This window comes from Modicisalibacter tunisiensis (genome assembly GCF_020148005.1).
Lineage (GTDB): Bacteria > Pseudomonadota > Gammaproteobacteria > Pseudomonadales > Halomonadaceae > Modicisalibacter > Modicisalibacter tunisiensis.
The window spans coordinates 2,185,537-2,208,242 of sequence record NZ_JAGXFD010000001.1 but is presented as its reverse complement, the minus strand read 5'-3'; the positions used below and the strand labels follow the sequence as shown (position 1 = coordinate 2,208,242).

The 22,706-nt window shown below is 68.8% G+C and carries 19 protein-coding genes; 15 read left to right on the top strand and 4 right to left on the bottom strand.

Features of this window, described 5'->3' with window-relative positions; genetic code table 11:
• Positions 1–131: 131 nt before the first annotated feature.
• Positions 132–1,586 (bottom strand): glyceraldehyde-3-phosphate dehydrogenase, encoded by a 1,455-nt coding sequence (locus KGQ91_RS10245; protein WP_163649949.1) that lies wholly within the window; start codon positions 1,584–1,586, stop codon positions 132–134.
• A 243-nt stretch (positions 1,587–1,829) separates the two neighbouring features.
• Here KGQ91_RS10245 and mfd point away from each other — a divergent pair, with 243 nt between their 5' ends.
• Entirely contained in the window at positions 1,830–5,279 is a 3,450-nt protein-coding gene (gene mfd, locus KGQ91_RS10240) for a transcription-repair coupling factor (protein WP_224420945.1), read from the top strand.
• Between the two features lie 98 nt (positions 5,280–5,377).
• Here mfd and KGQ91_RS10235 read toward each other — a convergent pair whose 3' ends face one another.
• Entirely contained in the window at positions 5,378–5,641 is a 264-nt protein-coding gene (locus KGQ91_RS10235) for an Lpp/OprI family alanine-zipper lipoprotein (RefSeq protein ID WP_163649951.1), read from the bottom strand.
• Between the two features lie 136 nt (positions 5,642–5,777).
• Entirely contained in the window at positions 5,778–6,338 is a 561-nt protein-coding gene (locus KGQ91_RS10230; protein ID WP_163649952.1) for a L,D-transpeptidase family protein, read from the bottom strand.
• 180 nt (positions 6,339–6,518) lie between these two features.
• On the opposite strand from KGQ91_RS10230, the gene KGQ91_RS10225 reads away from it, so the two are divergent.
• On the top strand, positions 6,519–7,493 hold the full coding sequence (locus KGQ91_RS10225; RefSeq protein WP_163649953.1) for a GlxA family transcriptional regulator: 975 nt from the start codon (positions 6,519–6,521) through the stop codon (positions 7,491–7,493).
• Positions 7,494–7,592: 99 nt separating this feature from the next.
• Complete coding sequence (locus KGQ91_RS10220) at positions 7,593–8,861, top strand: TauD/TfdA family dioxygenase (RefSeq protein WP_163649954.1); 1,269 nt, start codon at positions 7,593–7,595, stop codon at positions 8,859–8,861.
• A 17-nt stretch (positions 8,862–8,878) separates the two neighbouring features.
• Here the strand turns inward: KGQ91_RS10220 and KGQ91_RS10215 are convergent, their stop codons facing one another.
• Positions 8,879–9,922 (bottom strand): GlxA family transcriptional regulator, encoded by a 1,044-nt coding sequence (locus tag KGQ91_RS10215; protein ID WP_224415227.1) that lies wholly within the window; start codon positions 9,920–9,922, stop codon positions 8,879–8,881.
• 125 nt (positions 9,923–10,047) lie between these two features.
• Here KGQ91_RS10215 and tmpA point away from each other — a divergent pair, with 125 nt between their 5' ends.
• From tmpA to KGQ91_RS10155, 12 genes are all read left to right on the top strand, one after another.
• Positions 10,048–11,208 (top strand): 2-trimethylaminoethylphosphonate dioxygenase, encoded by a 1,161-nt coding sequence (gene tmpA / locus KGQ91_RS10210; protein WP_224420944.1) that lies wholly within the window; start codon positions 10,048–10,050, stop codon positions 11,206–11,208.
• A complete protein-coding gene (locus KGQ91_RS10205; RefSeq protein ID WP_163649957.1) occupies positions 11,205–11,786 on the top strand; it encodes an HD domain-containing protein in 582 nt (193 codons plus the stop codon). The genes tmpA and KGQ91_RS10205 overlap by 4 nt, the downstream gene beginning before the upstream one ends.
• Positions 11,783–13,378 (top strand): 5-guanidino-2-oxopentanoate decarboxylase, encoded by a 1,596-nt coding sequence (locus tag KGQ91_RS10200; protein WP_163649958.1) that lies wholly within the window; start codon positions 11,783–11,785, stop codon positions 13,376–13,378. Before KGQ91_RS10205 ends, KGQ91_RS10200 begins: the two co-directional genes overlap by 4 nt.
• A gap of 31 nt (positions 13,379–13,409) precedes the next feature.
• Positions 13,410–14,606, top strand: a complete 1,197-nt coding sequence (locus KGQ91_RS10195) for a pyridoxal phosphate-dependent aminotransferase (protein ID WP_224420943.1) — start codon at positions 13,410–13,412, stop codon at positions 14,604–14,606.
• Positions 14,607–14,717: 111 nt separating this feature from the next.
• Positions 14,718–15,497, top strand: coding sequence for an ABC transporter ATP-binding protein (locus KGQ91_RS10190; RefSeq protein WP_224420942.1), 780 nt, complete (start codon positions 14,718–14,720; stop codon positions 15,495–15,497).
• A 71-nt stretch (positions 15,498–15,568) separates the two neighbouring features.
• Entirely contained in the window at positions 15,569–16,357 is a 789-nt protein-coding gene (locus KGQ91_RS10185) for a transporter substrate-binding domain-containing protein (RefSeq protein WP_224420941.1), read from the top strand.
• A gap of 89 nt (positions 16,358–16,446) precedes the next feature.
• Positions 16,447–17,151 (top strand): ABC transporter permease, encoded by a 705-nt coding sequence (locus tag KGQ91_RS10180; protein ID WP_163650679.1) that lies wholly within the window; start codon positions 16,447–16,449, stop codon positions 17,149–17,151.
• Positions 17,152–17,161: 10 nt separating this feature from the next.
• Positions 17,162–17,893 (top strand): ABC transporter permease, encoded by a 732-nt coding sequence (locus KGQ91_RS10175; RefSeq protein ID WP_224420940.1) that lies wholly within the window; start codon positions 17,162–17,164, stop codon positions 17,891–17,893.
• Positions 17,894–17,908: 15 nt separating this feature from the next.
• Complete coding sequence (locus tag KGQ91_RS10170) at positions 17,909–19,366, top strand: aldehyde dehydrogenase family protein (RefSeq protein ID WP_224420939.1); 1,458 nt, start codon at positions 17,909–17,911, stop codon at positions 19,364–19,366.
• A 219-nt stretch (positions 19,367–19,585) separates the two neighbouring features.
• A complete protein-coding gene (locus KGQ91_RS10165) occupies positions 19,586–20,026 on the top strand; it encodes a LexA family protein (RefSeq protein ID WP_224420938.1) in 441 nt (146 codons plus the stop codon).
• 7 nt (positions 20,027–20,033) lie between these two features.
• Positions 20,034–21,311, top strand: a complete 1,278-nt coding sequence (locus tag KGQ91_RS10160; protein WP_224420937.1) for a Y-family DNA polymerase — start codon at positions 20,034–20,036, stop codon at positions 21,309–21,311.
• A gap of 891 nt (positions 21,312–22,202) precedes the next feature.
• On the top strand, positions 22,203–22,643 hold the full coding sequence (locus KGQ91_RS10155; protein WP_224415239.1) for a DUF411 domain-containing protein: 441 nt from the start codon (positions 22,203–22,205) through the stop codon (positions 22,641–22,643).
• Positions 22,644–22,706: the final 63 nt, after the last annotated feature.

Sequence of the window (22,706 nt, the reverse complement as noted above, 5' to 3'; positions counted from 1 at the left end):
GCCATACGGACCGCGCCCAAAAAAACGCAGCCATTATAAAGAGACACCGATCGAAAGGCCACCAGCAGCCGTAGAGTGACGACGCCGGCAAGAGACCGGCGGCGCCCCGGGCGGGGCGCCGCAAAGGCCCGTCAGTCGCGGGCGCGAGGCAGGTAGCGGAAACGCACGTTGGACATGGACTGGAGGATGCGCACCACCTGGCAGCTGTAGCCGAACTCGTTGTCGTACCAGACGTAGAGCACGGCGTTGGTGCCGTCGGCGATGGTCGCCTTGGCGTCGACGATGCCGGCATGGCGGTTGCCGACGAAGTCCGAGGACACCACCTCGGGCGAGTCGACGTAGTCGATCTGCTTCTGCAGCGGCGAGTCCAGCGAGATACGACGCAGATAGTCGTTGAGGGTCTGCCGGTCGGCCTCGCGCGTCAGGTTCAGGTTGAGGATCGCCATGGAGACGTTGGGGGTCGGCACGCGAATCGCGTTGCCGGTGAGCTTGCCGGACAGCTCCGGCAGCGCCTTGGCCACGGCCTTGGCCGCCCCGGTCTCGGTCAACACCATGTTGAGCGGCGCGCTGCGGCCGCGACGATCGCCTTTGTGGTAGTTGTCGATCAGGTTCTGATCGTTGGTGTAGGAGTGCACCGTCTCGACGTGGCCGTTGGCGATGCCGAACTCGTCGTTGATGGCCTTGAGCACCGGCACGATAGCGTTGGTGGTGCACGACGCCGCGGAGATGATCCGGTCCTCGTCGCCGATGTCACCGTGGTTGATGCCGTAGACGATGTTCTTGAGATCGCCCTTGCCCGGCGCGGTCAGCAGCACCTTGGCGACGCCCTTGCTCGCCAGGTGCTGGGATAGCCCTTCCTCGTCGCGCCACTTGCCGGTGTTGTCGACGACGATGGCGTTGTCGATACCGTAGGCGGTGTAGTCGATCTCGGCGGGCGAGTCGGCGTGAATCACCTTGATATAGTGCCCGTTGGCGATCAGGGCGCTGTTCTCGTGGTCGACGCTGATCGAGCCGGAGAACGGCCCGTGGACCGAGTCGCGACGCAGCAGACTCGCGCGCTTCTCGAGGTCGTCGCCGCCGCCGCGGACCACGATGGCGCGCAGGCGCAGCAGGTTGCCGCCGCCGGCCTTCTCGATCAGGATGCGGGCCAGGATGCGCCCGATACGGCCGAAACCGTAGAGCACGACATCCTTGGGCTCGCCGCCCATGCCGTTGGTCTCGTGGCCACCGACGATCTCGGCCAGTTCCTCGCGCAGGAAGGCTTCGACGTCGCTGCGCCCGCTGCGCTTGAAGGCGACCGCGAGCTTGCCCAGGTCAATGTGCGCCGGCCCCAGTTCCAGGTTCAGCATGGCGCGAACCATCGGCAGGGTATCCCGCACGGACAGCTCGGTACCCTCGACCTTCTTCACGTAGCGGTGGTTCTTGAGAATCCGGATCACCGAACGGATGATCAGCGAGCGGCCGTACAGCGAAGGCACCACATTGTACTTGCGGTACAGCTGGCCGAGCAGCGGAATCATCTCTTCGGCCAGTGCCTCGTTGTCCTGCCATTCCTGGAAACAGGTATCGAGCTTGTCTTGACTCACGTAGTCGCCCCTTACGGAATCGCGTGGATAATGACCCGCGTATTATCCGTGCCGCTGAGACAGGACTGCAATCGCTGTATGGTCGCACTTGCTGTAGGCCCACTACAGAAATCGAGGGTTGACTACAAGCGCCAAATCGGCCTGTGCCGCGGGCTGGCGAGGTGCAAGGCTCACGCTTTTCCCGGCAGGCACTCGCAACTGTTATGATCGCTGCACCGTCGCCACGTCGAAATGTTGTCGAACATGCCTGACTTTTCGCCACTCGATCCACCGCGCCCCTCGGGGGCTCGCGACACGCTTTACTGCCTCGCGCCCCACGGGGCCGCCACGCCGCTGAGCCTGGCGCGACTCGCCGACGATGCCCCGTTGCTGGTGATCACCGCCGATACCGCCGGCGCCCAGCGCCTGGAAAGCGCCCTGCGCTTTTTCGCGAGCGTGCCGGTGCTGCCCTTCCCCGACTGGGAGACGCTGCCCTACGACAGTTTCTCGCCGCACCAGGACATCGTCTCCGAGCGTCTGCGCACCCTGCGCCGACTGCAGAGCGCCGATGACGGCATCGTCATCGTACCGATCAACACCCTGATGCAGCGCCTGCCGCCGACCGACTACATCGCCGGACGCGTCATGACCCTGGAAGTCGGCGCCCGGCTCGACCGCGACGGCTTTCGCGAACGCCTCTCGCGGGCCGGCTATCGCGCCGTGGAGACCGTCTACGAGCCCGGCGAATACGCCCTGCGCGGCGCGTTGATCGACCTGTTCCCGATGGGCAGCGAAACGCCGCTGCGCATCGACCTGTTCGATGACGAGATCGACACCCTGCGCCGCTTCGACCCGGACACCCAGAGAAGCGGCGACAAGGTCGAGACGATCGAGCTGCTGCCCGCCCACGAGTACTCGCTGACGCGCTCGGCGATCGCCTGCTTCCGCGAGGGCTTCGAGACGCTGTTCGATGTCGACCCGCGCCAGTGCCCGTTGTACAACGACGCCATCAAGGGCATTCCCTCGCCGGGGCTCGAGCAATACCTGCCGCTGTTCTTCGAGGAAACCGCGACGCTGTTCGACCACTTGGCCGAGGGCACCCGCATCGCCCTGATGCCCGGCGTCCACGACGCGGCGGACCACCACTGGGCGGCGATCCAGAGCCGCTACGAGAACCTCGGCGTCGATCCGACACGCCCCCTGCTGCCGCCCTCGCGGGCCTTCATCCCGGTGCCCGAGGTGTTCGCCGCCATCAAGGCGCGTCCGCGTCTCGAGCTGACCCGCGACGAGACGCACCCCCATGCCCGTCACCCGGCGACCCAGCCGCCACCCCAGGTGGCGATCAACGCCCGTGCCCAGCAGCCGCTGGCCGCACTCGAGCAGCACCTGACGTCGCATCCCGGCCAGCGCATCCTGTTCGTCGCCGAATCCCGCGGGCGCCGCGAGGCCCTGGAGGAAACCCTCGCCGTCCTGCACCGCGACATTCCCCACGCCGAAAGCTGGCACGCCTTCCTGAACGACGACGCGCCGCTGGCGATCACCGAGGGGCTGCTCGAGGAAGGACTGAGCCTCGACGCGCCGTCACTGGCGGTGATCACCGAGACCGAGCTGTTCGGCGACGTGGTCCGTCAGAGTCGCCGCCGCGAGAAGGCCACCGATGACAACGAACTGGCGATTCGCCACCTCTCCGAGCTGCGGCCCGGCGCCCCGGTGGTGCACCAGGCCCACGGCGTGGGCCGCTACCTGGGCCTCGAGACCCTCGAGGCCGGCGGCCAGGCCGCCGAGTTCGTGGCGCTCGAGTACGCCGACGGTGCCCGCCTCTACGTGCCGGTCGACAGCCTGCACCTGATCTCGCGCTACGCCGGCGCCAGCGACGAGCTCGCCCCGCTGCACAAGCTGGGCTCCGACACCTGGGACAAGGCCAAGAGGAAGGCCGCCGAGCGCATCCGCGACACCGCCGCCGAGCTGCTCGACATCTATGCGCGCCGCGAGGCCCGTGAAGGCTTCGCCTGCGAGCCGCCCGGCGAGGACTACCAGCGCTTCGCCGCCAGCTTCCCGTTCGAGGAAACCCCCGACCAGCGCGCGGCGATCCAGGCGGTGATCGGCGACATGACCGCGCCGCGCCCCATGGATCGCGTGGTCTGTGGCGATGTCGGCTTCGGCAAGACCGAGGTCGCCATGCGCGCCGCCTTCCTCGCCGTGCACTCGGGCCGTCAGGTGGTGGTGCTGGTGCCCACCACCCTGCTGGCCCGCCAGCATTACGACAACTTCCGCGACCGCTTCGCCGATACCGCGGTGCAGGTCGAGCTGATCTCTCGCTTCACCGGCGGCAAGGGCCAGGCCGAGACCCTGAAGCGCATCGAGGAAGGTCGCGCCGACATCGTCATCGGCACCCACAAGCTGCTCTCGAAGTCGATGAAGTTCCCCAACATGGGCCTTCTGATCGTCGACGAGGAACATCGCTTCGGGGTCAGTCAGAAGGAGCGGCTCAAGAACCTGCGCGCCGAGGTCGACATCCTCACGCTGACCGCCACGCCGATCCCGCGCACCCTCAACATGGCCATGAGCGGCATTCGCGACCTGTCGATCATCGCCACCCCCCCGGCGCGCCGGCTGTCGGTGAAGACCTTCGTCCAGCAGCGCGACGACGGGGTGATCAAGGAAGCGCTGCTGCGCGAGATCCTGCGTGGCGGCCAGGCCTACGTGCTGCACAACGAGGTCAAGACCATCGAGCAGAGCGCCGAGGCGATCCGCGAGCTGGTGCCCGAGGCCCGGGTCGCGGTGGCCCACGGCCAGCTGCCCGAACGCTCGCTGGAGCGGATCATGTCGGACTTCTATCACCAGCGCTTCAACGTGCTGGTGTGCTCGACGATCATCGAGACCGGCATCGACGTGCCCAGCGCCAACACCATCGTCATCGAGCGCGCCGACAAGTTCGGCCTGGCCCAGCTGCACCAGCTGCGCGGCCGCGTGGGGCGCAGCCACCACCAGGCCTACGCCTACCTGCTCACCCCGCATCCCAGGGCGATGACCAAGGATGCCGTGAAACGACTCGAGGCGATCGGCCAGGCCGAGGATCTGGGTGCCGGCTTCACCCTGGCCAGCCACGACATGGAGATCCGCGGCGCCGGCGAGCTGCTCGGCGACGAGCAGAGCGGCCAGATGGAGACCATCGGCTACCGTCTCTACATGCAGATGCTCGACCGGGCGGTGAAGGCGATCCGTGCCGGCAGGACGCCCAACATCGAGGCGCCGCTCGAGGAAGGCGTGGAGATCAGCCTCAACCTGCCGGCGCTGATTCCCGACGACTACCTGCATGATGTCCAGCAGCGGCTGATCATGTACAAGCGCATCAGCCATGCCGAGGACGAGGCCGCGCTCAAGGAACTGCAGGTCGAGATGATCGACCGTTTTGGCCTGTTGCCGGCGCCGGTCAAGACGCTCATGCGCCAGACCCGACTGCGCCAGCGCGCCGAGCGGCTGGGCATCGTGCGCCTGGAAGCCGGCGAGTCACGCGGACGCGTGATCTTTGGCAATCAGCCGGCCGTCGACCCCATGACCCTGGTGCAACTGATTCAGCAGAACCCCGATCAGTACCGGCTCGACGGGGCCGAAACCCTGCGCTTCGAGGCCGACATGGCCGACGAGACCCGGCGCTTCGCGGCGGTCGAAGCCCTGCTCGAGACCCTGAATCGCAAGGCGGCCGCCGCCTGACCGTCACGCTTCGAGCGTGCCCCGAAACGCCGAAGGCCCCGCCATAGCGGGGCCTTCGTCATGCAGATACTGCCTCCCTGAGGGGCAGGATCGTCGCATTACTTCTGCATGGACTGCTGGAACATGCGATCCATGGCCTGACGGTTTTCACGCGCCATCTGCAGGGCAGACTGGGCAGTCTGCTGCGCCTGGTTGGCGGTGTTCAGGGCCTCGCTCGACATGCTGCGAGCCTCGGCGACGTCGGAATCCATCTGATCCCATTTGCTCTGCTCTTCACCGCCCTGTGCAGCACAGCCTGCCATGACCAGCATGGCGGCACCAACTGCGGAAAGCTTGAGAGCGCTGCTGAAGCTGTTAGCCATCATGATCTCCTTAGAGTCTATCCTTGGTTCTTTGCGTTGGATTCCTGCTCGGCAGGTCTTCAGGGCAACGATGGTCGTCGTCCATGAAACCCGCCTATATGATGCAAGCAAACCTGCATCACTTCCACCCTAGAAACTAGCGGATGATGACCTTGGTGCCAAGTTGCACCAGCTCGCCCAGGCGATCGATCTGCGGGTTGGTCACGGCGACGCAACCCTGTGTCCAATTGAAGCGACGATGCATGCCGGGGTCGGCCTGACCCAGCCCGTGAATGCCGATATCGCCGCCCAGCACCGTGTCCTGTGGCGGCTGCCCGTGACGCCGATAGTAGCTCAGGTAACGATCGAACTCCTGGTCGCTCAGGACACCGGTTTCCTCCGCCCGACGGGCCTGCGCGAGGTTGGGAAAATCCAGTCCGATGAACAGATGAAAGTCACTATCATAATTGAATCGCGTGACATGATAGACCCCGGCGGGAGTGGTCATGTCGCCCCGTAATCGCGTATCAGTGACACCACGTCGTCCCACGGCGATGGGATGAAAACGCTCGACTGTCTGCTGCCCTCGATAGACCGTCAGGGTCGAACTGGCATGATCGATCAGCACCCAGACCTTGTCGGTTGCCGAGGCCGCTCGGGCCCATGCCGGCAGGGCAATCAGCAGTCCCAGAATCACCAACCCCAGCGCGCGTTTCATGCTCTCTCCCGACCCGCAAGCCACCCGGTTTCCGTGCTGCCGCCGCGGCGCCGCACGCCGGCACGAACGGGCAACGATACGCCAAGGCGGGGGCCGCTGCCTAGCGGCGGCGCCACCTTGCCTGTCGGCGGTCATCGGTTACCATGCCCGCTTCAGGCAGCCAAGGGTTTCGACGGCGACATGCGACTTCACTACACCGGCCCCCTCCCCGAGACGCTCGGGTTCCTGCTGATGCCCCGCTTCGCGATGGTCGCGTTCTTCTCCGCCGTCGAGCCGCTGCGCATCGCCAACCGGGTCGCGGGCCGCGAGCTGTTCGCCTGGCGGGTGATCACCCAGGACGGCGAGCCGATCACCGCCAGCAACGGCATGACCCTGCTCGCCGATGCGTCCCCCGACACCGCGCCACGGCTGCCCGGCCTGGCGATCTGCAGCAGCTTCGAGCCCGAGGCGACGCTGACCCGGCACACCCTGCGCTGGCTGCATCGTCTCGCCGAGGACGGCTGCGCGCTGGGCGGCATCGATACCGGCAGCATCATCCTCGCCCGGGCCGGACTGCTGGCCGGACGTCGCGTCACCCTGCACTGGGAGAGCCTGCCCGCCTTTCGCGAACGCTTTCCCGACATCGACGCCGTCGAGTCGCTGTTCGAGGTCGCCGAGCACGGCTTCTCCTGCGCCGGCGGCGCGGCGGCCATGGACATGTCGCTCGATCTGATCGCCCGGCGCCACGGTCGGGCACTGGCCACGGCCGTGACCGAGCAGCTGATCCACGATCAGGGGCGCACGCCCCAGCACCAGCAGCGCCAGGCCCTGGTGCAGCGCCTGGGCACCCACAAGCCGGCGCTGGTGGACGCCGTCGCCTTGATGGAACGGCATATCGAATCGCCGCTGCCCCTCGACCGGGTCGCCTCGCGGGTGGCCCTGTCGCTGCGCCAGCTGCAGCGACTCTTCGAACAGGAGCTGGGCATCCGGCCACGCGACTACTATCGCCACCTGCGCCTGGCGCGCGCTCGCCAGCTGCTGCAGGAGACCGACCACGACATCCTGGGGATCGGCCTGGCCTGCGGCTTCACCTCGGCGTCGAGCTTTTCGCGGGCCTATCGCCAGCGCTATGGCGAAAGCCCGCGCCAGACACGCCTGGCCCCGGGCGACCCCTGACACGACGACTCGTGTCAAGAGAGTGTCGCGCGCGGCGAATCCGTCGTTGCCACGCCCCGGCATGCTCACTGGCATACCCGCTTCGCGACGGAGACCCCGATGCCCGCCACGTTCGATTCCTCTGACCCGCACCAGCTGCCGCCGACACCCGACTACGACGCCTGGCCGGTCGAGACCCGCCCCGCCGCGGTCGACTCCGCTCCCCATGTCATCACGCTGCACTGGCAGGACGGGCGGACGAGCCGCTATCACAGCGTCTGGCTGCGCGAGAACGCCGCGGACGCCAGCACCGTCAACCCGGCGACCCGCGAGCGCACCCTCGACCTGTCACGGCTCGGCGCCTGGCCTACCGTCGAGGCCGCCTGGCTGGACGAGACCGGCGCGCTCAACGTGACCTTCGCCCCCGAGCAGCGCACCCTGCGCTTTCATCCGGGCTGGCTGCGCGCCCACGATTACTCGAACGCCGAACCCCTCGATGCCCCGCTGGTGCCGGTCACCACCTGGACCGGCGACACTCTCGACGCCCCCTGCAGCCTCGATGCCGGCGACTGGCTCGATCACGAGCCGGACACCGTCGAGGCCCGGACCCTGCTCGAGTCGGCGCTGACTGCGGTGCTGAGCCACGGCCTGGTGCGGCTGCGCAACCTGCCCGTCGAGCCCGGCACCCTGGCCCGCATCGCCGAGCGCATCGGCCCGCTGCGCGCCACCAACTTCGGCAGCCTGTTCGATGTGCGCGCCAAGCCCCAGCCGGACTCCAACGCCTATACCTCGATCGCCCTGCCGCCGCACGTCGACCTGCCCACCCGCGAATACCAGCCCGGCCTGCAGCTGCTGCACTGCCTGGAGAACAGCGTCGCGGGCGGCCAGGCGGTGATGATGGACGGCTTCGCCGTTGCCGAGGCCCTGCGCGAGCGCGACCCGCACGCCTTCGAGACGCTCGCGACGGTGAAGTGGTGCTATGCCAATACGGCCCGCACCACCGACTATGTCTGGTACGCGCCGATGATCCGGCTCGACGAGGCCGGGCGGCTGGACGAGGTGCGCATCGCCGACTTCCTGCGCGGCCCCCTGATGGCCCCGTTTGACGCGGTGGAGCCCGCCTACGCGGCGCTGATGACGCTGCAACGGATGCTGCATGAACCGCACTTCGCCATGCGCTTCACCTACCGGCCGGGCGACCTGGTGATCTTCGACAACCGCCGCCTGCTGCATGCCCGTGACGCCTTCGCGGGCGACTCGGGGCAGCGCTGGCTGCAGGGCTGCTATCTGGAGCGCGACGAGGTGCGGTCGCGGCTGCGCATGCTGCACCGGGCCGAGCGGCAGCGGCGTGCCGCGGCGCTGGAAACGGGCGGTGCCCCGGATTCCTGAGCCCTCGCCCCGGCGGCTCAGGTCGGGCCGCGCTCGGTCGGGCCGCGCTCGGTCGTGCCACGCTCGGCCGTGCGGCTGGGCGGCTCGCCGAAGCGCGCCTGATAGGCGCGGGAGAAGTGCGCCAGCTGGGTAAAGCCGCAGGCCAGCGCCGCCTCGGTCACCCGGCAGCGGCTGTCGGCGAGGATGCATCGCGCCTGGTCAAGCCGCATCCCCAGGTAGCACTGCTTGGGCGTCTCGCCGAACGCGGCGGTGAACAGTCGCGTCAGCTGGCGCTGCGACTGCCCGACCAGCCGGCAGATCTCCGGAATCGGCAGCGCCTGGTCGAGATGGGCCTCCATGATGGCCAGGGCCCGCACCACCACCCGGGGCAGGTTGTCCATGGCCCGCGCGCTCGCCGCCTCCCGCGCCTCCTCGTCACTGACCCGCTGATGGACCAGCTGGCGACCCACTGCATTGGCCAGGGCCGGCCCGTAGTCGTGCTCGATCCACTGCAGCATCATGTCGATGCCCGCCGCACCGCCGGACCCGGTCAGCCGCCGGTCGGCAAACTCGAAGCGGGCCTCGCTCACCGCGATGTGCGGAAACTCCTCGCGAAACGCCGGCACGCTCTCCCAGTGCAGCGCCACCCGCTGCTGCTCCAGCAGGCCGGCGCGCGCCAGAATGAAGGGCGCGGTGTCCAGCCCGCCGACCCGGGCGCCGTGCGCCGCCGCCTGACGCAGCACGGCACGGTCGGCGGCAGTCACCGTGGCCTCGGCCTCGTAGGACGAGATGACCATCAGCAGCTCGCCCGCCTCCGCCTCGCCCAGCGCGGCGTCGACATCGATGCGTACCCCGTTGCTGGCCACCACCGCGTCGCCGTCCGCCGAGAGCAGCTGCCAGGCGAACAGCTCGCGACCGAAACGATTGGCGACCCGCAGCGGCTCGAGCAGGCAGAACAGGGTCAGCATGGAAAACTTGGGCACCAGCCACACGCTCACCGTATGGGCCGCCTCGCCGGGCCGTGGAACCGGCGGCTGGTCGGGGCGTGGATAGGGCCACTCCGGAATCAGGGATTCGCTCATGGCTATAAAAATCAATCAAAAGGCCATTTATTGCAAATCCGCTGCGTCCCGACCCCCTAGGGTAGAAAAGCGACGGCGCCCGGTGGCGCTCGTTCGTCACTTCATTGTCGTAGAGAGAATCGTCCATGTCCCCAGCAGCCGAGATCGAACTCAAGGATGACGGCCGACAGCTGGCCCTGCGCCTGGCGGGCCGCGAACAGCAGCTTGCCGCGCTCTGGCTGCGCGAACGGGCACCGGATGCCGACACCCTCGACCCGCGCACGGGGCAGCGCCTGATCGAGGCCGCCCGGTTGCCGCTGGATCTCCACGCGACCCGGGCCCGTATCGACGGCGACCGCCTCGAAGTGCAGTTCAGCGACGGCCATCGCGCCACCTTTTCGCTCGACGGCCTGCTCGCGCAGGCGACTCCCGATCGCGACATCGACGACGGCCTGACGCTGTGGGATGCGACGCTCGAGACGCTGCCACAGGCCGATTTCGCGGCCGCCCGCGATGACGACGGCGCGCTGCTCGCCATGCTCGAGGCCCTGCACCGCCATGGCTTCGTCAAGGTCCAGGGTGTACCGCTCACCGAGGATGGCATGCAGCCGCTGATCGACCGCATCGGTCCGCTGCGTCGCACCAACTGGGGCGGCATCGCCGACGTCAAGTCGGTGGCCGACGCCTACGACCTGACCATGACCCGGCGCGGGCTCGAGCCGCATACCGACAACCCCTATCGCGACCCGATCCCCGGCTACATCTGGCTGCACTGCCTGAGCAACGCCGCCGAGGGCGGCGACAGCACGCTCGCCGACGGCTTCATGGCGGCACGACGCCTGCGCGACGAGGCGCCCGAGCACTTCGAGTGCCTGACCCGGCTGTCACCGACCTTTCGCTACACCGATGCCACCACCGATCTGGAGAGCGAAGGCCCGCTGATCGAGCTCGACAGCCATGGCCGCCTGGCCCGGGTGCGCTACTCCAACCGCACCGAACGCATCGACGCCCACGCCCCCGAGCTGCTGGCGCGCTACTACGCCGCGCGCCAGCACTTCTACCGGCTGATCACCTCGGATGCCTTGACCGTGCACCTCAAGCTGGCGCCCGGCGAGATGCTGATCATGGACAACTACCGCCTGCTTCACGGGCGGACCGCCTACCAGCTGGACGGCGGGACACGTCACCTTCGCCAGGGCTACGTCGACCGCGACAGCACTGCCAGCCGCCGCCGTGTCCTGCGTGCCCGGCTGACTGCCGGCACCGCCGAGACGCCGACCGCCACCACCCGGGGAGCCATCTCATGAACCAGGCCCGCTTCACCCGTTTCGCGGAGAGCACCCACGCCGACTGGGCGATCATCGACGCCCACTTCCAGCGTTACCAGAACGATGTCGCCCGCCGGGTGCTCGAGCACCTGCGACGACTCGAGGGGGATACCCACGGCTATCCCGTCGACCGTTATACCCACAGCCTGCAGACCGCGACCCGCGCGCTCGACGCCGGCGCCGACGAGGAGACCGTGGTCTGTGCGCTGCTCCATGACATCGGCGACGACCTGGCCCCGGCCAACCACGCCGAGATCGCCGCGGCGATCCTCGCGCCCTACGTCGATCCGCTCAACGTGTGGATGATCCGCCACCACGAGCTGTTTCAGGGGTATCATTACCGCGCCTTCTACGGCCTCGACCCGCAGGCCCGCGAGGCGTATCGCGATCACCCGGCCTATGCGCGCACCGTGCGCTTCTGCGACGAGTGGGACCAGCGCGCCTTCGATCCCGACTACCCGACGCGGCCGCTCGAGGACTTCGTGCCGATGGTCGAGCGCCTCTTCGCGCGCACGCCCTTCGGCGAAACCCTGACCGTCAAGGCCCCCGACGCATGACCACCTGTGCCCAGTACCTGATCGACCGACTCGTGGCCCACGGCATCGACACCGTGTTCGGCATTCCCGGCGTGCATACCGTGGAACTCTACCGCGGCCTGCCGGACAGCCCGCTGCGCCACGTCACCCCGCGCCACGAGCAGGGCGCCGGGTTCATGGCCGACGGCTACGCCCGCGCCACCGGCCGGCCCGCGGCCTGCTTCATCATCAGCGGCCCGGGGATGACCAACATCGCCACCGCCATGGCCCAGGCCCTGGCCGACTCGGTGCCCATGCTGGTGATCTCCAGCGTCAACCGCCGCGACACCCTGGGTCGCGGCCAGGGGCGCCTGCACGAACTGCCCGATCAGCGGGCCACTCTCGCCGGGGTGAGCGTGTTCAGCCACACCCTGCAGACGCCGGAGGCCCTGCCCGAGGTGCTGGGACGCGCCTTCGCGATCTTCGCCGGCGCCCGCCCCGGCCCGGTGCATATCGAGATCCCGCTCGACGTGATGGCCCTGCCGGCGCCCGACCACCCACCCCGCGTCGCCGAGGTCTTCGCCCCCGCCGCGCCGGACGCCGCACTGGCCCGCGCCGCGGACTGGCTGACCGCCGCCGAGCGGCCCCTGGTGCTGCTCGGCGGCGGCTGCGCGGACGCCGCCGAGCCGCTGCGCGAGCTGGTCGAGCGCCTCGACGCCCCGGCCATGACCACCATCAACGCCCGGGGCGTGCTGGGGCTCGCCCACCCGCTGGATCTCGGCGCCTGCGCCAGCCTGCCGGCGGGGCGCGAACTAGCCCGCGACGCCGACGTGATCCTGGCGCTGGGCACCGAGCTCGGCGAGACCGACTACGACCTGGTCTTCGACGAGGGCTTCCGGCTCACCGGGCGGCTGATCCGGGTCGACATCGACGCCCAGCAGCTGGCCCGCAACCAGGCCCCCGACCTCGCGCTGCTCGCCGACGCCGGCGAGGTGGCCCGTGAGCTGTGCGCGCGCCTGCCCGCCCCGGCAGCGCGCCGGGGCGCCGAGCGTGCCGCCCGCGTCAGGTCGGCCCTGGCGCTGCGCGATGCGGCGGACGTGGCGCCCTACACCGCGCTGCTCGACACCCTGCGCGAGGCGCTGCCCGACGCCACCCTCGTCGGCGACTCCACCGGGGCGGTCTACGCCGGTAACTTCATGGTCGACATGCCCGCACCACGCCGCTGGTTCAATGCCGCCACCGGCTACGGCACCCTCGGTTACGGCCTGCCCGCGGCGCTGGGTGCCGCGCTGGCCGTGCCCGAGCGTCCGGTGGTCGCGCTGGTCGGCGACGGCGGGCTGATGTTCACCCTCGGCGAGCTGGCCACCGCCCGTGACGCCGGCGTGCCGCTGATCGTGGTGGTCTGGAACAATGACGGCTACGGCGAGATTCGCCGCTACATGGACGCCAGCGCCGTGCCCCGGCTGGGGGTCGACCTGCCGGCGCCGGACCTGGTCGGCCTGGCCGAGAGCTTCGGCTGCCATGGCCGGCGCCTGACCACACCGGCGGCGCTGCATGACGCCCTGATCACCGCCCGGCATGCCGACCGGCCCACGCTGATCGAGATCGATGCCGACGCCTGGCAGGGCGTCTGACGGATTCGCCCGCTTTCCTCAAGGAGCCGACATGCACTACTCCCGACTCACCGAACGCATCGCCGGCGACGGCGCCGCCGCCTGGAACATCCACTACCGGGCGCTCGAACGCCAGGCGCGCGGCGACGACGTCATCATCCTCTCGGTGGGCGACCCGGACTTCACCACGCCCGAGCCGATCGTCGAGAGCGCCGTGGCCAGCCTGCGCGGCGGGGCCACCCACTATGCCGACGTGCAGGGCAAGCAGCGCCTTCGTGAACTGATCGCCGACACCCACCGCCGTCAGGGCGGCGCGGCGACGACCACCGCCGCCAACGTCGCGGTGATGGCCGGCGCCCAGTGCGGCCTCTACGCCGTGGCCCAGTGCGTGCTCGAGCCGGGCGACGAGGTGCTGGTCCCCGAGCCGATGTACGTCACCTACGAGGCGGCACTGCAGGCCGCCGGCGCCCGCCTGGTGCGCGTACCGCTGCGTGCCGGGAACGCCTTCCAGCCGGACCCGGCCGAGTTCGCCGCGGCGGTGACGCCGCGTACCCGGGCGATGCTGCTCAACAGCCCCCACAACCCCACCGGGCAGATCCTCGGCCGCGAGCATTGGGCGGCCCTGGCCGCGCTGTGCCGCGAACACGACCTGTGGCTGCTGTCCGACGAGGTCTACGCCTCGCTGATCTTCGACGAGGCTCACCACTGCCCCGATGCGCTGCCCGGCATGGCCGAGCGCACCGCGGTGATCAGCAGCCTGTCGAAGTCCCATGCCATGACCGGCTGGCGGCTGGGGTGGGTGATCGGCCCCGAGACACTGGTCGGCCACCTGTCCAACCTGGCGCTGTGCATGCTCTACGGCAGCCCGGACTTCATCCAGGATGCCGCCTGCGAGGCGCTGGCCCACCCGCCGGCGGAACTCGCCGCCATGCGCGAGACCTACCGGAGCCGGCGCGATACCGTCTTCGCGGCCCTCGCCGACAGCGCCACACTCGATGTGCTGCGCCCCGAAGCCGGCATGTTCATGATGATCGACATCCGCCGTACCGGCCTGTCCGCGGCGGACTTCGCCGACCGCCTGCTCGAGGAACACGGCGTCTCGGTGCTCTCGGGCGAGGCCTTCGGCCCCTCGGCCGCCGGCTTCGTGCGACTCAGCCTGACGGTCGACGCCGAGCGCCTGCGCGAGGCCTGCCGGCGCCTGGAACACTGCGCCGCGTCCTGCCTGGCGACAGTGGCCGCGCCGGACTGAACCACAACGACACGGGCGGCCCCTCGAGCGCCATGCGCCCGGGGCCGCGATCTTTCCACCGGAATTCAGGAGGGGTATGGCCAGCACGACACTCCACCCCCGACATCGCCCATGACCCATCACATCGACAACAACGCTCCGGCCGTCGAGGCGCGCCATCTGGTCAAGCGCTACGGCGAGCTGGAAGTGCTCAAGGACATCTCGCTGACCGTGAACGAAGGCAGCGTGGTCTCGATCATCGGCTCCAGCGGTTCCGGCAAGAGCACCCTGCTGCGCTGCATGAACTTGCTCGAGCGCCCCGACGGCGGCCGGCTGACCATCGCCGGGGAGACCCTGGACTTCGGCAGCGGGGGGCGCGACGCCGGCCTCGATCGGCGCCGGCTGCAGCACCTGCGCGCCCGGGTGAGCATGGTCTTCCAGCAGTTCAACCTCTGGCCCCACCTCACCGTGCTCGGCAACGTCATCGAGGCCCCGCTGCGCGTGCGCGGCCTGCGCCGCCGCGAGGCCGTGGCGATCGGCGAGCACTACCTGGAACGGGTGGGACTCGCCGACAAGCGCGACCAGTACCCCGCCTACCTCTCCGGCGGCCAGCAGCAGCGCGTGGCGATCGCCCGGGCGCTGGCCATGGAGCCGCGCGTGCTGCTGTTCGACGAGCCAACCTCGGCCCTCGACCCGGAGCTGGTCAGCGAGGTGCTCGGCGTGATCCGCGGGCTCGCCGACGAGGGCCGCACCATGCTGCTGGTCACCCACGAGATGCGCTTCGCACGCGACGTCTCCCATCAGGTGGTGTTCCTCCACCAGGGGCTCGTCGAGGAGACCGGCACATCGCGCGAGGTGTTCGAGAACGCCGCCAGCGAGCGCTGCCGGCAGTTCGTCGCCGGCGCGGCATGACTTCGCGCAATGCCCGACGGCATTGCCTTTCTTCGGGCCCGAGGGCCCGCGACAACAATGATGGGGAAACCATGATGACCAAGACCCTGACCCGAAGCCTGATCCATACCGCCGGCATCGCCGCCCTGGCGCTGTCCGCCACCACGGCCCCGGCCGCCGAGCCGCTCAAGATCGGCATCTCGGCGGAGCCCTACCCGCCGTTCACCTACAAGGACGCCGACGGCAGCTGGACCGGCTTCGAGGTAGAGCTCGGCCAGGCCCTGTGCGATCAGATGCAGGCCGACTGCGCGATCACGCCGACCGGCTGGAGCGGCATCTTCCCGGCACTCGCCAGCGGCAAGATCGACATGATCATGAATTCGCTGTCGATCACCGACAAGCGCAAGCGGGTCATCGACTTCACCGACCCGTACTACTACACGCCGGCGGCCTACGTCACCGCCAAGGACAGTGACCTGCAGATTCCCGACGGGCTCGACGGCAAGATCCTCGGCGTGCAGGGCTCGACCACCAACGCCACCTTCGCGCGTCGCAAGCTGGCCGACACCGGCGTCGAGCTGAAGATCTACGACCGCCAGGAGCAGGCCAACCGCGACCTGCTGGCCGGCCGCGTCGATGCCATTCTCGCCGACAAGATCGCCATGACCGAATTCGTCAAGCGCGACGAGGCACAGGGCTACGAGATCCGTGCCACCGCGCCCCACGACCCGGCCTTCGGCGAGGGGGTGGGCATCGGCCTGCGCCAGGAGGACGACGCCCTGCGCAAGAAGCTCAACACCGCCATCGCCAGCGTGCTGGAAAGCGGCCAGTGTGCCGAACTTTCGCAGAAATATTTCAATACCGACATCTGCAGCGACTGAAGATCGCCGCCGGAGCCGCGCTCCCCGGCGAACGGCCCGCCCGCCAGTGAATGGCGGCGGGCCCCTCTTCATCGACCAAGGCTGCAACCATGTCTAGCTATCAGAATGCCGGGCTGCTCGACTGGGCGGCCCCGATCCTGCACGGCGCCCTGGTGACCCTCGAGATCGCCCTGCTGGCCTACGCCATCGGCCTCGGCCTGGGGCTGCTGGGCGCCGGCGCCCGACTCAGCGCCTGGCCGCCACTGCGTGCCCTGGGGACGCTCTACTCCACGCTGGTTCGCGCCGTGCCCGAACTGCTGCTGATCATCCTGCTCTACTACGCCGGCACCCAGGCACTCAATGCCCTGCTGAATGCACTGGGTGACGACACCCATGTCGAGATCGGCGGCTTCGTCTGTGCGGTCGGCGTGCTGGCCTTCGTCCAGGGCGCCTACATGACCGAGGTGTTCCGGGGCGCCATCCTGGCCATCCCCCGCGGTCAGCTGGAGGCCGCCGATGCCTACGGTTTCACCCGCTGGACGCGCTTTCACCGCATCGTGGTGCCCGCCATGCTGCCCAATGCCCTGCCGGGCATGTCCAACCTGTGGCTGATCCTCGTGAAGGACACCGCGCTGATCAGCGTGGTGGGCTTCGAGGAGCTGTTCTTCACCGCCCAACAGGCGGCGGCCAGCACCCGCGACTACTTTCTCTTCTACGCCGCCGCCGGCGCGCTCTATCTGGTGATGACGCTGGGCTCCAACGCCCTCTTCGCCCGGGCGGAGCGCCACGTGCGCCGCGGCCAGCCGGGCCTCTAGGAGGGCAACGATGGACTTTTCCTGGCTTTCCGACCCCTTCTACCAGCGGTACCTGTGGACGGGCTTCGTCAACACCCTGTGGCTGGTGGCGGTCTCCGGCACGCTGGGCCTGGCGCTGGCCGTCGCCCTGGCCCTGGCCCGGATTCAGGGGCCGCGCCCGCTGGCGATGCTGGTGCACGGCTTCACCACGGTGATCCGCGGCACGCCGCTGCTGGTCCAGCTGTTCTTCTTCTACGACGGCGTCGGCCGCCTGCTGCCGGAAATCCCCGGCGTGCGCGACAGCCTGATCTGGCCGATGCTGCGCGATCCCTTCTTCTACGGCGCGCTGATCTTCACCATCAGCGTCGGCGCCTATACCGGCGAGGTGATCCGCGGCGCCCTGCTCAGCGTGCCCGACGGCGAACTGGCCGCCGGGCGCGCCTTCGGCCTGAGCCGCTGGCAGATTCTCCATCGCCTGTGGCTGCCCCGCGCCTTCCAGCTGTGCCTGCCGACGCTGACCGGCGAGGCGATCCTGCTGCTCAAGTCAGTGCCGCTGGTCTCGACCATCGCCATGATGGATCTGCTCAAGGCGGCCAATCTGGTGCGCGACGAGACGTTTCTGGTCTACGAACCGCTGCTGCTGATCGCCGGCATCTACATCGCCCTGACGCTGATCCTCACCGGCGCGATGCGCCTCATCGAACATCGATTCCCGGGCGCGCGACCGGCGGCGATACGCCGCCGGCGCCTGCTGCCCGGCTAGCCTGAGGACCCCAGAATGTCCGACTCCCTTCATCAGTTCATCGATGGCCGCTGGGTGACCAGCCGGGCCACCCGCCGCCTGGCGATCATCGACCCCTATCGCGAGACCCTCCTGGGACATGTCACCGCCGGCGATGCCCGTGACGTCGAGGCCGCGGTCGCCGCGGCCCGTCGTGCCCTGCCCGCCTGGCGGGAGCGGCCCGGCAGCGAGCGCGCCGCCTATCTCGACGCCATGGCCGATGCGCTGGCCGGCCGCCATGCCGGCCTCGTGGAAACCATCGCCCGCAACGGCGGCAAGCCCCTCGGCGAAGCCGCCATCGACGTCGACGATGCCGTCGCCTGCTACCGCTACTACGCCACGCAGGCGCGAGACCTGGATGCCCGCCAGGGCGAGGTCGTGCCGATCGAGGCCGACGGCATCCGGGCTCGCGGCTATCGCAACCCGGTGGGCGTGGCGGGGCTGATCACGCCCTGGAACTTCCCCCTGGTGACCGGCGCCTGGAAGCTCGCCCCGGCGCTGGCCGCCGGCTGCACGGTGGTCTTCAAGCCTTCCGAGGTCGTGCCGCTGCCCGAGCAGGCGATCGCCGAGATCGCCGCGGCGATCGCCCTGCCGCCCGGCGTGCTCAACCTGGTCAACGGCGATGCCGAGGGGGTGGGCATCCCGTTGAGCCGTCATCCCGGCATCGACAAGCTCTCCTTCACCGGCAGCAACCGTGCCGGCGAGGCCGTCATGCGCGCCGCCGCCGCGGGCACCCGCAACCTGTCCCTGGAACTGGGCGGCAAGTCGCCGATCCTGGTGCTCGACGACGCCGATGTCGACCAGGCCGCCGAGCTGGTGATGAACGGCCTGTTCTTCAATGCCGGGCAGATGTGCTCGGCCACCTCGCGCCTGCTGGTCCATCGCTCGCTCGCCGAGCCGCTTCACGACGCCCTGGCGAGCCGCATCGACGCCCTGGTACTCGGCGACCCGCTGGAGAGCGCGACCACGCTCGGCCCCCAGGTCAACGACCGTCAGCGGGCACGGGTCATGCAGTATCTGGCCATCGCCCGGGAGGAAGGCCTCACGGCGGTACGCGATCCCCGCCATCGTGACCTGCCCGGGCACGGCTACTTCATCGCGCCGACGCTCTATCGCGACGTCCCCGTCACCAGCCGGCTCTGGCGCGAGGAGATCTTCGGTCCGGTGCTCTGCACGCGATCGGTGGACGACGACGCCAAGGCGATCGCGCTGGCCAACGACAGCGATTTCGGCCTCGCCGCCAGCGTGGTCGGCGGTGACGCCGACCGCGCCGCCTCGGTCGCCCGGCGGCTCGAGGCCGGCAATGTGTGGATCAACACCGACCAGCTCGCCCCGCCCCAGGGCGCCTGGGGGGGCGTCAAGCGCAGCGGCCTCGGCCGCGAGCTGGGCCCTCTGGGGCTGGCCGCCTTTCAGGAAGTCCAGCAGCTTTATTGGCCCGGCACAGGGCCCGCCTGAACGCGGCCCGCTCGAAGCCGCGCAGGCGATCCACCGGGTACTCTCACGACTACTCTCAATAGCCCCACCGCCGGTGGGGCCCATGCAAAATGTCCGTCACCGCCGACAATACGTCGCTCGAGCAGCGGGGGGATGACCCGGCACGCCAGGGTTGCCATGACAGGAATTCCGCCGAATACTGTATATAAATACAGCTTTCGAAACGACAGGGATTCGGCCATGTCGCGACACGCTCTCTATCGCCCCCGGCAACCGGCCATGCCGCTTGCCCTGCCCGTCTCCACGATCCGCATCCGCGCCGGCCTCAGCGGCTTTCCCTCGCCGGCCCAGGACTACGCGAGCGACCGGCTCGACCTCAACGCACACCTGGTCAAGCGCCCCAGTGCCACCTTCTTCATGCGCGTGAGCGGCGACAGCATGGACGGCTTCGGCATGCACGAGGACGACCTGCTGATCATCGATCGCTCGCTGGACCCGCGCCCCGGGCACATGGTGGCCGCCCTCGTCGACGGCGAAATCATCGTCAAGCGCTACGAGATGCATCACGGCCGCCCCTGTCTCGTCTCCGGCAATCCGCGCTATGCCCCGATCCCCCTTGTCGAGCACGACTGCCAGATCTGGGGCGTGGTCCGCGCCGTGATTCACCAGTACCCGGTGTGAGGCGGTCATGTTCGGCCTGGTCGACTGCAACAACTTCTACGTCAGCTGCGAGCGCGTCTTCCAGCCACGCCTGGAAGGCACCCCGGTGGGCGTGCTTTCCAACAACGACGGCTGTGTCATCGCCCGCTCGGAGGAACTCAAGGCGCTGGGCGTGGGGATGGGCGTCCCGGCCTTTCGGTTGCGCGACCTGACGACACGCCACGGCGCGGTATTGCTCTCGTCCAACTACGAGCTCTACGGCGACATGTCCGCCCGGGTTCAGGCGGTGCTCGAGGAGCTTGCCCCGGGGGTCGAGCCCTACTCGATCGACGAGATGTTCGTGCGCTTCGACGGTCTCGATGCCGACGGCACGCTCGCCCTGGCGCGCAGGCTGCATCGACGGGTGCGCCAGTACACCGGCATTCCGGTGTCCGTGGGAGTCGCGCCCACGCGTACCCTGGCCAAGCTGGCCAACCGCGCGGCCAAGAAGGAGGAGCATGACGGCGTCTGCGTGCTCACCGCCGACGGCCCCGAAACCCGGGCGCTGCTTTCGCGCACCGACCTGAAGGAGATCTGGGGTGTCGGCCGACGGCTGGCGGAACGCCTGTTCCTGGCGGGCATCCGCACCGCCGCGCAGCTGCGCCATGCCGCCTCCCGCGCGATTCGCCGGCGCTTCGGCGCCCCGCTCTCGCGTACCGTGCTGGAATTGCGCGGCATTGCGGCAATCGAGATGAACGACACCGCTGCAACCAGACAGCGCATCATGACCTCGCGCAGCTTCGGGCAGCTGATCCATGAACTCGGGGAGCTGCGCGAGGCGATTCGACAGCACGCCCAGCGGGGTGCGGAAAAGCTGCGGCAGCAGCGCAGCCTGTGCCGTGCGGTGCAGGTGTTTCTCCGCACACCTCCCCATCGGGTTGATCTGCCTCAGTACGCACCAAGCCTCGTCATCGAGATGGATCGTCCCACCGATGACAGCCGCTTGATCCTGCAGGCGGCGCTGGCTGCGCTCGAGCGCATTCACCGTCGGGGGTATCGGTTCCTGAAGGGCGGCGTGATGCTGTTCGACCTGATCGATGCCGACCATTACCAGCTGTCGCTGCTCGATGCGCCGCAGGGCGATTCCGAGCGGCGACGCAGTGAAGCGCTGATGGCCACGCTGGACCGCCTCAACCGGCACCTGGGACGTGATACCGTGGCCTTCGGCATGCCCCGCCCCGGCGCCGCCTGGCCGCTGCGCTGCGCGAACCGCAGCCACCGCTGGACGACCCGCTGGGCGGAACTGCCCGTGGCGAAGGTCCACTGAGCGTCATGCATGAGCAAAGAAAAGGCCTGCCCCTCTCGGAGCAGGCCTTCAATCGTCGCGCCTCCCTGCAAGCTCACCACAAGCGTCCTGCTCGTGCATCCCTGGCATTGCGAGCGTCCTGTGCCCATTCTTCCCTGGCCGGCATCCCTGTCCAGTCCTACCCTACATGCCCTGCCCGGGCGCTTATAGATAACCCATGTTAAGAACATCGAAAAATGGTTAATTCGTCTTAGGGAATTTGCCACTCCTCCGTCCGACTGGATTACGACTGCCGCCGCCCGCGCCCCTGGTTGCCGAGGATTGCATCGTCCGGGCGTCTCGGGTTCAATGAATCTCGACGCCTCGGGGGAGCCCACCATGCCATTGCGGACCTGGACATTGCCGAACCGACAGACCCGGCCACGCCTGCTGGCGCTGCCGCTGGTCCTGCTGCTGGTCCTGGTCACGCTCCCCACGAGCCACGCAGCCACGCTTACCTGCCGGAACGACTGTTCCCCGCTTCAGGGCAAGATGCTCGCCCAGGGACAGACGCCGGACATGCAGGCGGACTGCGGCTCGGCTTGTGCGCCTCCCGTGGCCTCGTTACAGCCCGCGGTCACTCCCCCGTTCGCTCGCCCGCTCATGGCCGCCGTCACCGTGAGCGAACATGTCCCCGAGCCCCCGCGTCGCCCTCCCAGAGCCTGAGTTCCCCCGCCCGACAGCCTCTGGCGGCCGGGCAAGGCCAACTGTCATCCGCTCACCGGCAGCCGTGTCGCGAGCGCCAGGCTCCGCTCACGATCTCCTGTCGTGCCGTGCCCCATGGCGGTCGGATGAACTGATGCTCCGTGCCGCCCTGCGGCGTCTCGAACCCCACATCACAGACTTGTTTATCGTCAACGAGGGTTATCCCGCATGAAAATCACTCTGTCTCGCCTTCTGATCACTACCGGCCTGCTGATGGGCGCCACCAGTGCCAATGCCGCCCTGCCGCACGAAGCCACTCTGTACAAGAACCCGCAATGCGGTTGCTGCGACGGCTACGCCCGTCACCTGGAAGACATGGGGGTCGACGTCACCATCGTCGACGACCGAGAACTCGCCGGAATCAAGAAGGCCGCCGGCGTCCCCTATGGCCTGGGCGCCTGTCACACCGTCAAGATGGGCGACTACACCATCGAAGGCCATGTGCCGCTGGCGGCGGTAAAGGCCCTATTCGAGCAGCAGCCCGAAATCGACGGCATCGGACTGGCCGGTATGCCGAACGGCACTCCCGGCATGCCGGGGCCGCAGCAGGAACCCTACAAGGTCTACCAGTTCCAGAATCAGGAGGCCTCCCCCTTCATGACGCTGTGACGCAGTCGTAAAACGCCGCCGCCCGTCGGCTCGGCTCGCCAACGGGCATCGGCGCGAACGGCA